Genomic DNA, 8,397 nt, shown 5'->3' on the forward strand with positions numbered 1-8,397 from the left:
ATGGTTGGTTTTGATTTTGCGCTTAAACGTCTTTTTGACATCGTCGTTGCCGCACTGGGTCTGGCCCTCCTGTGGCCGGTGATCGCAGTGACATGGTACATGGCCGGACGGGATACCGGCGCTAGCGGCTTTTTCTGCCAGCAAAGGGTGGGCCGTGGCGGAAAACTCTTCAAAGTGGTCAAGCTGCGCACCATGCGACCTGTCGCAGGCACGACTGTGACCCAAGCCGGTGACGTAAGGATCACAAGGTTAGGAGCGAAGCTGCGCCGCTACAAGCTGGATGAGCTGCCGCAGCTATGGAATGTCCTGATAGGCAATATGTCCTTCGTCGGTCCACGGCCAGATGTGCCGGGCTTCATGGATCAATTGCCCGGATCAGATCGCAAGATCCTGATGCTGCGACCGGGGATCACTGGTCCTGCTACGCTGAAGTATCGCAACGAGGAAGTGTTGTTGGCCGGCGTGGACGACCCGGAACGCTACAACGCCGAAGTGATCTGGCCCGACAAAGTTCGGATCAACCTCGAGTATCTGAACGATTGGAGCTTCAGGAAGGATATCGGCTACATTGTGAAGACGGTGTTGCGATGACCACTGGACAGCCCGACACCTTGCCCTTCACCCCGGTCGTCATCATTGGTGCCGGACGGTCGGGAACCAACGCGCTGCGAGATGCGCTGACGCGGCTGCCCGGTTTTGAGACTTGGCCCTGTGACGAGATCAACCCGGTCTGGCGGCACGGCAATCTAGACTGGCCGGATGATGAAATCCCGCCGGAGCGGGCCACGCCCGCCGCGCGTCAGTCGATCCGCAAGGCGTTCCGGCGGATCTGGTGGCAGCAGGGCACCCCTGATTTTGTCGTCGAAAAGACCTGCGCCAATGCGCTGCGCGTTCCCTTCGTCGATGCGGTTCTCCCCGAAGCGCGCTATATCCATATCGTGCGCAACGGGTTCGATATCGTCGCCTCCGCGAGCAAACGTTGGCGCGGCGAACTCGAGGTGCCGGGCCTTCCCTACTACTTGGCGAAGGCGCGCTATGCGCCGCTGTCCGACCTTCCGCGCTATGTTGTTTCGGCGCTAAAAAATCGCGTTGCGATCAAAATTGGCAGGCAGGAGCATTTCGATTCCTGGGGGCCGCGCTTTGCCGAACTCGAGACGCTGTCGGGGGCACCGCTTAATGAAATTGTCGCTCGGCAATGGGCGGCATGTGTTTCTGCGAGCGACAGTGCCTTCGCAAACATGGCTCCAGGGCGGGTCTTTCAGGTCCGCTACGAAGATTTTACTGCGGACCCGCAGGACAGCCTGACCAAGATCACGCGGTGGCTTGAGACCCCGCGCGAGCAGGAGACCCTGCGGGCCGCCGTATCCTCGGTCCGGGCCAGTTCGGTCGGCAAGGGACAGGCCGCCGCCGAGGCGTTGCCCAACACAATCAAATCCGTGCTTGAGCCCCCCATGCGGGCGCATGGATATCTGGATCAGGAGTAAACGGATGCGTATCTGGCTGTCTCGCCCCCATATGTCCGGCCATGAACAGGTCTATGTTTCCGAAGCCTTTGAAAGCAATTTCATTGCGCCCCTTGGCCCGCAACTCGACACGTTCGAAGCTTCGGTTTCCGATTATCTAGGCGGGGGCATGCACTGCGTCGGCCTGTCCTCGGGTTCGGCCGCACTACACCTGGCTCTGCGTCTTGTCGGCGTCGAGGCAGGCGATGAGGTCTGGATTTCTTCGATGACCTTTGCCGGTGGGATCTTCCCGGTGCTATACATGGGCGCGACGCCGGTCTTCTTCGATCTCGACCCTACGAGTTGGACGATCGACGTGGGGCTGCTTGGCGAGGCGCTGGCAAAGGCCGCGAAGGCCGGGAAACTGCCCAAGGCCATCGTGCCGACCGATCTCTATGGCCAGAGCGTTGATCTTGATCAGCTCGAAGTGCTTGCGGCCGAATACGGCGTTAAGCTGGTTGTGGATTCCGCCGAAAGCCTCGGTGCCGCCTATAGTGGCGGGCGCAAATGCGGCACGGGCGGGGAGGCGTCGATCCTGTCTTTCAACGGCAACAAGATCATTACGACGTCGGGCGGTGGTATGCTGGTCACCCGATCGAAGGAGATCGCCGACGGCGCCCGTTTCCTGTCGACGCAAGCCCGAGACCCGGCCCCGCATTACGAACATTCTAACTACGGCTACAACTACCGCCTTTCAAACGTCTGTGCCGCGATCGGGATCGGTCAGATGGAAGTGCTGGACAACCGTGTTGCGACTCGTCGTGCGATTAATAACAGATATCAGTGCGCATTGAATGTCCCAGGCATAAGCTTCATGCCGGAACCCGAGGGCTACTATTCATCGAAATGGCTGACGGCCATCTCCGTCGATCCGCAACAAGCGGGACTTACTCGCGAGGATATTCGAGAGATGTTGATGGAACATCAGATCGAAACCCGTCCACTTTGGAAACCTATGCACATGCAGCCACTGTTCGATGGCGCGACCTATGTTGGCGCGGGCGTTGATGAACACCTGTTCGAGACCGGGCTGTGTCTGCCGTCGGGCACCGACATGACCGAAGCGCAGCAGACCGAGGTCATCGAGCGTATCCTGAAGCTCCTCAAAAAAAAGCCTGACCGATGAAGCTACTGCTAACTCATCGTTTCTTCTGGCCGGATACCGCCCCCTATGCGTTGATACTGCGCGCGATCGGCGATGCCCTGGTCGAAGATGGGCACGACGTTCACGTTCTGTCCTCGATGCCATCATACCGGTCCGAAACGCACCCCGACGAGACCCCGCCACGAGAGACGCTTGGTGCGCTCCAAGTTCGGCGGATCCGAGTGTTCGGCAACGAGAAGCGAAACCCGCTTTGTCGGCTCGCCAACGTGGTTCTGTATTGCCGGGCCCTGTTCATAACCGTTCTGCGCCTGCGCCCCGACGTGGTTACCGCCTCTACGTTTCCGCCTGTCGTAGCCGCCTGGTCGGCCAGCTTGGCAGCGCAGATAGTTGGTGCACGGTTCGTCTATCACGTTCAGGACATCCACCCGGAATTGTCGCAGTTCAGCGGTGGTAGACTTGGCCGGGGACTGCCGCGTCGACTTCTACGCTGGCTCGACAACCAAACCCTGAGGCGCGCTGAAACCATCGTGACGCTATCCGAGGACATGGCCAAAACCCTGCGTGCGCGCGGGCTGGGGCCGCTAGCGATCGCGGTCATCAACAATCCCGCTCTCGAGACCGATGGCAAGACCATCGCGCCACCACCCGAGTTGGTCAAACAGGCGGGCACAATCCGAGTAATTTTCGCCGGCAACATAGGACGTTTTCAGAATCTGCCGCTTCTGGCCGAAGGCGTGGCGCAGTGTTTCGATGCCCACCCTGAGCTTGAACTGATGTTCCTTGGCGACGGCGAAGCACTGCCCGACCTCAAGGAACGATGGAGAATCCACCCACAGGTACGTTTTGCGCCTTTCCTTCCCTTTGCACAGGCCAGCGCCCTGATAGAGGAGGCTGATGTAGGGCTGGTGTCGCTGAACCCGAAAATTTACAAGGTCGCCTACCCGTCCAAGATCGCGACCTATCAGAATCTGGGCCTCAAAATCCTGGCGTTGGTCGAACCCGAAAGTCAGTTGGCGCGGGACCTAGAACGCCGCGGGGGAGGCGCCGTTCCCGCAGCCGCTACGCCGTCCGCCATAGCTGTGGCGCTTGAAAGGCTCATTGCCAAGCCGATGATGACCCCGAACAGTCAACACGATCAATGGGCATCGGCGTCTTGGGGGGCGATAGTCGATGTGCCGAGGAGCAACCGCCAATGACAACACCCCACCTGGGCGAGCAACCGTCCATCATCTTCCTCGGCGGTGTTTTCCTGCCGTCCCAGCGTAATGCGATCCTCAAGCATTCGCGCGGCGTCGTCCAGAACGCAGCCGATGCGCTGCAAAAGGCATTCCTGCGCGGCTTCGCAGTGCATGTCGGCGACAAGATCCAGCTGGTAAACCTGCCCTTCGTCGGAAGTTATCCCCGAATGTATGACACCATGTCCTTCCCGGCCTGTGAAGACTCGTTGTCGCCCGGGATCAAGGCCCGCGGCGAAGGGTTCCTGAACCTGCGCTTCATTCGCTTCTGGTCGCGGTTCGTGTCCGCCTTTCGCGGACTGCGCCGCGCCACCAAGGAACTTGAGGCACCGGTGGTGGTGGTCTATTCTGCGCATTTGCCGTTTCTCGCGGCGGCGCGGCTGACGCGAATCTTTCGACGTGATGTGTTTCTCTGCGCGATCCTGCCCGACCTGCCAGAGTTCATGGGCGTTGGTGGCCGCCTTTACACGGCATATAAGACGGTCGAGTCGTTTCTGTTCAGGAAGCTCGTCCGGGGGTTCGATTCATTGATCTTCCTCACCGACGCCATGGGCGAGCGCATCGGGATTCCCGTTGAAAAACGCATGGTGGTCGAAGGCATCTATGATCCGCAGGATGATCCGCCATCTACCGAGGCCGGAAACGCGGGCGACGACACGTTCACCATCCTGTACACTGGAACGCTCGCGGCGCGATATGGCATAGTCGATCTTCTGCAGGCTTTCGAGGACCTCGACGCCCCCGAGGCTCGGCTCTGGATCTGCGGCGACGGTGACACCCGTCCGGCGATCGAGTCGATGACCAAGCACGAACCGCGCCTGCAGTATTTCGGTCAAGTGCCCAGATCCCGCGCCCTGGAATTGCAGCGCGAGGCCAGCGTTTTGGTGAACCCGCGCCGCCCGGAAGGGGAATTCACGAAATATTCCTTCCCGTCAAAGACCATGGAATATCTTGCGTCTGGCAAGCAGGTGATCATGCACGAATTGCCTGGTATCCCACCGGAGTACCTGGAACACTTGACGATCCCCGCAACGTCCGACGCGATCGGATTGGCACAAGCCTTGCGCATAGTGTCTGCCCTGAGTCCGGACGAGCGCGCCACACGCGGCGCCCGGGCGCGGGCGTTCATTCTGGCCAGCAAGTCGCCCGAGGCGCAGGTGGCGCGAGTGCTTGAACATTGGACCCAATGGCGGAACGGCGAGTCGGCGCGAGGGACCGCCGGATGCCGGGCATGATCAACGCGCGCACCAAAACGTTGTTCGTCGCCGTGATCTCGGGACTCGCCGGGCGTGCCGTGGCGCTGCTCGCGCCGCTGCTGGTCATGGGGCCGATGCTGGATCACCTGGGTCCCACCTTGTTTGGCATCTGGCTGACCGCTGTGTCCCTGGCGGCGCTCGCGAACTTTCTCGATTTTGGTATTGGAAATGCCGCGTTGACCCGTCTCAGCGAGGCGTTCGGTCGGGGCGATTGGGATGGCGCACGGTCGCTCTTGGGGCAAGCCTATGTGCTTTTGGCCGGGCTTGCCGCCGGATTCATCGTCGTGACGATCGTGGGGACTGGGTTGATCGCCGTCGTTCTGCCTGACGTTTTCGAGTCGCAGGCGCAGGCGGCCGTCGTGGGGATCGTCCTGAGCGCCCTATTCCTGACCTTCGTAACCGGATTGCTGGTCAAAATGCTGCAAGCACGCCAAGCATATGTCCATGCCCAGCTGGTCCAGATCACTGGCCCGATCGCAGCCTTATTGGCCACTCTGTTTGCGATTTCGGAGGGGTTCGACCCAGTGATCGTGGTGCTGCATTACACTCTGGCGTCGCCCCTGACCCAGGCTGCGTGGAGCTTGGTCTATTTCGCTGCCCGTCCAGCGCAGAGACCCACCTTCGACAAGCTGGACCGGACGTCGATCCAAGCCTGGACAGGCATTGGCGGCGCATTCTTCGTGGTGTCGATCCTCACCGCCGTCGGAATGAACATGGATAACATGATCATCGCGGCCCGCGCCGGGGCAGAAGCCGTCACGAATTTCGGTGTTCCGGCACGGCTCGGCTTGTTGCTAATGCTGATCGTCTTCACGGTATTCATGCCGCTCTGGACTCTGTTCGGGAATGCGCTGGCACGGGGCGACCGCGCGTGGCTGTTGCACACCGCCATGAAAATGAGCGCGGGCGGCGCGCTTGGAGTGCTGATTGTCGGCCTAACCATGGTCATTCTGGCAGACCCAATCTTCCTGTTCTGGATGGGACGCAGTTTTCCGGATCAACAACTCGTGCTCATGGGGATGGTTGCATCGGCAACGGTGATCGCCCTCACATCACCGTTCAACATGATCCTGAACGCGGCCGGGATGGCCAGACAACAGATCCTTCCATGGGCCGGTTTCGTTGTCCTGTGCCTGGTGGCAAAAGTCCTTGTGGTGACACCCAAAACAACCTGGTGGGTTCCCTGGATCACAACTGCCGCCTACGCCATCTGCGTCACCCCGCGCATCCTACAGCTTGCCTTCCGGCGCGCGAAGCAGATACCGTTGCTGCCGCATGCGCTCGGATGACCCGCAGACGCTCCTTTGAAGTACCGTTGCTTTGCACAGGCCATCTTGCTGTAAACGGATGCGACAGAAAGTTGGAACCACGACATGATGGAAACGGGCCAACCTTGAGGCAGACAAACACATATCGGAGTATCCCCTTCTCCCCCAGCGTTTTCATGATCGCGCTGGTTGCCATGTTGGTGCCGTGGGCGACCTATGTTCAGTTGGCACCATTGACCACGCCCGTGACAGCGCTGGTTTTCACTATTGGTGCAGCTCAACTTTTCTTTGTGGCTGCCACGCAGAAGAAAAACGTCGACTCGAGCGTTTTCGTTTTCGCCACGTATATCGGGCTTTTGCTGCTTTCGCGATATTGGACCATCGACTTAGAGAACTGGTTCAACGCAGTCTTCTGGTGGTTTATCTGCTTTGTGAGCTTCGCGGGAACGCTCCGGTTTGTCAGGTCTCCCAACCACATCCGAATGATCGTATATTTCAGCCTTGCGGGCGCAGTTATTGCGGGCACAAAGCTTCAAGTGAACACAGATGATTGGGGAAATGTCCTTGCACGTCGGTCAGTCGCGGGACACAATCAGAACTTCACAGCCTATGCGCTTTCCGGCGTGATCCTGTTCTCGCTTGTCTCCTCGTCCCTTATACGTTTTCCGGCATGGTTTAGGCTGGTATTGCCGTCCACCATTCTTGCTATCCTGTATTTTCAGGTACAATTGGGTACAAGGGGTGCATTGATCTCAAGTGCAGCGGTCATTTCTTTACATGTCAGCCGCAATGTCGCACCGCGGTTACTCCTGCGCTTGATACCCGTAATGGCGTTATCCATATCGCTGTTAGTCGCGTTCGGTTTTCTAGAATTTCTCTTTGGCTACATGGACTCGTTTTTCGATCGGGGTACAGGTGATCTTTCGGGTCGCATTCTCATCTGGGGCGAAGCGCTTCTGTTCATTCAGCAGTCCCCGATTTTGGGTATTGGCCCCGGAAGCTTCCCATCAGTCAACTTCAGCGGGAGTGGCGCACACAACTTCTTTCTAATTATTTTGTTGGAAACAGGCATACTAGGCGGTGCCATCTTTACGATTTTCTTCGCGAAGTTCTTTCGCTTGTTCTTCGTGATGCACAATCGCAAACTAGGCGGCTATTTGATGGGAATCTTTAGCGCTTATTGGTTTCCACTGGTCAGCAGCGGCCACTGGGAGACCTCGCCGTTTTCCTGGATGGTCGTGGCGCTGTTCATCCGTTTCGCCTATATTTGCAAGACAAAAGATGGCAATCGGTACCTGCGCCCTTTCCTGCGCTGAACGTCTGCCGGGATCGGCCGATTATGGCGACTTCGCTTCACACTTGTGCCTCCAACAATCACTGTTGCAGCAGAACCGCGCCGAAATGCTCCCACCCTGAGCTGCCCCCTTGGGTCCCCCGTTCATAACGAGAGTCTGCGGGTTTGAGATTGGTAGTCTGGGCGGTCTTTCTGGGCAAGCGCGCCGGGCGCGGAGTCCTTAAATTGCTCAAGCGTCCAGCGCGCTTCGAGCGGCGTCTGGTTTCCCAAAGAAGAGTGCGGCCTGACGGCGTTGTAATCGTAGCGCCAGAGCGCCAGCTTGCGCCGGGCGTTGTCCAGAGTGTCGAAGATCTCCTCGTTCAAGAGCTCGTCGCGCAAGCTGCCATTGAACGACTCGATGAAGGCAGGCACAGGTTTTCCCGGCAGCAATCGTCGATCACCGCCAGAATGCGGAACTTGCGCGAGGCGCCGAAGCTGTCGGCCAGAAAGTCGAGCGACCAGCGGGCGAGATATAGCTGAAAGTTGGTGATGGCCCCTGAGGGGCGGCATATCATGGCGGTGTTCACGCGCCGTCAAATCTCTGGAGAGAAAGGGATATGCCACATGAGGAAGACTACCATCAGGCCATTGCCTGATCCATCGGGATTTTCGCCTGATCCGCTGACGGATATCCTGCGCTCCGGCGCGCGTCGCCTGATCGAGCAGGCCGTGGAAGCGGAGCTGGCCGCTCTGCTTGC

General features: G+C 59.0%; 7 protein-coding genes and 2 pseudogenes. 8 read left to right on the forward strand and 1 reads right to left on the reverse strand.

From position 1 onward, the window contains the following. The 7 genes from ACU0BR_RS14255 to ACU0BR_RS14285 all read left to right on the forward strand — a co-directional run bounded on the left by ACU0BR_RS14255 (position 1) and on the right by ACU0BR_RS14285 (position 7,682). Positions 1–591, forward strand: a complete 591-nt coding sequence (locus ACU0BR_RS14255) for a sugar transferase (RefSeq protein WP_446157499.1) — start codon at positions 1–3, stop codon at positions 589–591. Continuing rightward, on the forward strand, positions 588–1,484 hold the full coding sequence (locus ACU0BR_RS14260) for a sulfotransferase family protein (RefSeq protein ID WP_446157500.1): 897 nt from the start codon (positions 588–590) through the stop codon (positions 1,482–1,484). The genes ACU0BR_RS14255 and ACU0BR_RS14260 overlap by 4 nt, the downstream gene beginning before the upstream one ends. A 4-nt stretch (positions 1,485–1,488) precedes the next feature. Further along, positions 1,489–2,628: a DegT/DnrJ/EryC1/StrS family aminotransferase gene (locus ACU0BR_RS14265; RefSeq protein ID WP_446157501.1), complete on the forward strand. Its 1,140-nt coding sequence runs from the start codon at positions 1,489–1,491 to the stop codon at positions 2,626–2,628. Beyond that, positions 2,625–3,803, forward strand: a complete 1,179-nt coding sequence (locus ACU0BR_RS14270; protein ID WP_446157502.1) for a glycosyltransferase family 4 protein — start codon at positions 2,625–2,627, stop codon at positions 3,801–3,803. The genes ACU0BR_RS14265 and ACU0BR_RS14270 overlap by 4 nt, the downstream gene beginning before the upstream one ends. Then, complete coding sequence (locus ACU0BR_RS14275) at positions 3,800–5,077, forward strand: glycosyltransferase (protein WP_446157503.1); 1,278 nt, start codon at positions 3,800–3,802, stop codon at positions 5,075–5,077. Before ACU0BR_RS14270 ends, ACU0BR_RS14275 begins: the two co-directional genes overlap by 4 nt. Continuing rightward, a complete protein-coding gene (locus tag ACU0BR_RS14280) occupies positions 5,065–6,387 on the forward strand; it encodes a lipopolysaccharide biosynthesis protein (protein ID WP_446157504.1) in 1,323 nt (440 codons plus the stop codon). The genes ACU0BR_RS14275 and ACU0BR_RS14280 overlap by 13 nt, the downstream gene beginning before the upstream one ends. A gap of 155 nt (positions 6,388–6,542) precedes the next feature. After that, positions 6,543–7,682: an O-antigen ligase family protein gene (locus tag ACU0BR_RS14285; protein WP_446157505.1), complete on the forward strand. Its 1,140-nt coding sequence runs from the start codon at positions 6,543–6,545 to the stop codon at positions 7,680–7,682. A 122-nt stretch (positions 7,683–7,804) separates the two neighbouring features. On the opposite strand, the pseudogene ACU0BR_RS14290 reads toward ACU0BR_RS14285, so the two are convergent. Then, a pseudogene (locus tag ACU0BR_RS14290) lies at positions 7,805–8,163 on the reverse strand (integrase core domain-containing protein); the annotation flags it as partial. Positions 8,164–8,263: 100 nt separating this feature from the next. Here ACU0BR_RS14290 and ACU0BR_RS14295 point away from each other — a divergent pair. Continuing rightward, positions 8,264–8,397: pseudogene (locus tag ACU0BR_RS14295) on the forward strand (IS256 family transposase); the annotation flags it as partial.

It is taken from the genome of Brevirhabdus sp. (assembly GCF_052826345.1).

Bases quoted from the DNA above. Each gene is read 5' to 3' on its own strand.
- ACU0BR_RS14255 (WP_446157499.1), top strand. From the start codon at position 1: ATGGTTGGTTTTGATTTTGCGCTTAAACGTCTTTTTGACATCGTCGTT.
- ACU0BR_RS14260 (WP_446157500.1), top strand. From the start codon at position 588: ATGACCACTGGACAGCCCGACACCTTGCCCTTCACCCCGGTCGTCATC.
- ACU0BR_RS14265 (WP_446157501.1), top strand. From the start codon at position 1,489: ATGCGTATCTGGCTGTCTCGCCCCCATATGTCCGGCCATGAACAGGTC.
- ACU0BR_RS14270 (WP_446157502.1), top strand. From the start codon at position 2,625: ATGAAGCTACTGCTAACTCATCGTTTCTTCTGGCCGGATACCGCCCCC.
- ACU0BR_RS14275 (WP_446157503.1), top strand. From the start codon at position 3,800: ATGACAACACCCCACCTGGGCGAGCAACCGTCCATCATCTTCCTCGGC.
- ACU0BR_RS14280 (WP_446157504.1), top strand. From the start codon at position 5,065: ATGCCGGGCATGATCAACGCGCGCACCAAAACGTTGTTCGTCGCCGTG.
- ACU0BR_RS14285 (WP_446157505.1), top strand. From the start codon at position 6,543: ATGATCGCGCTGGTTGCCATGTTGGTGCCGTGGGCGACCTATGTTCAG.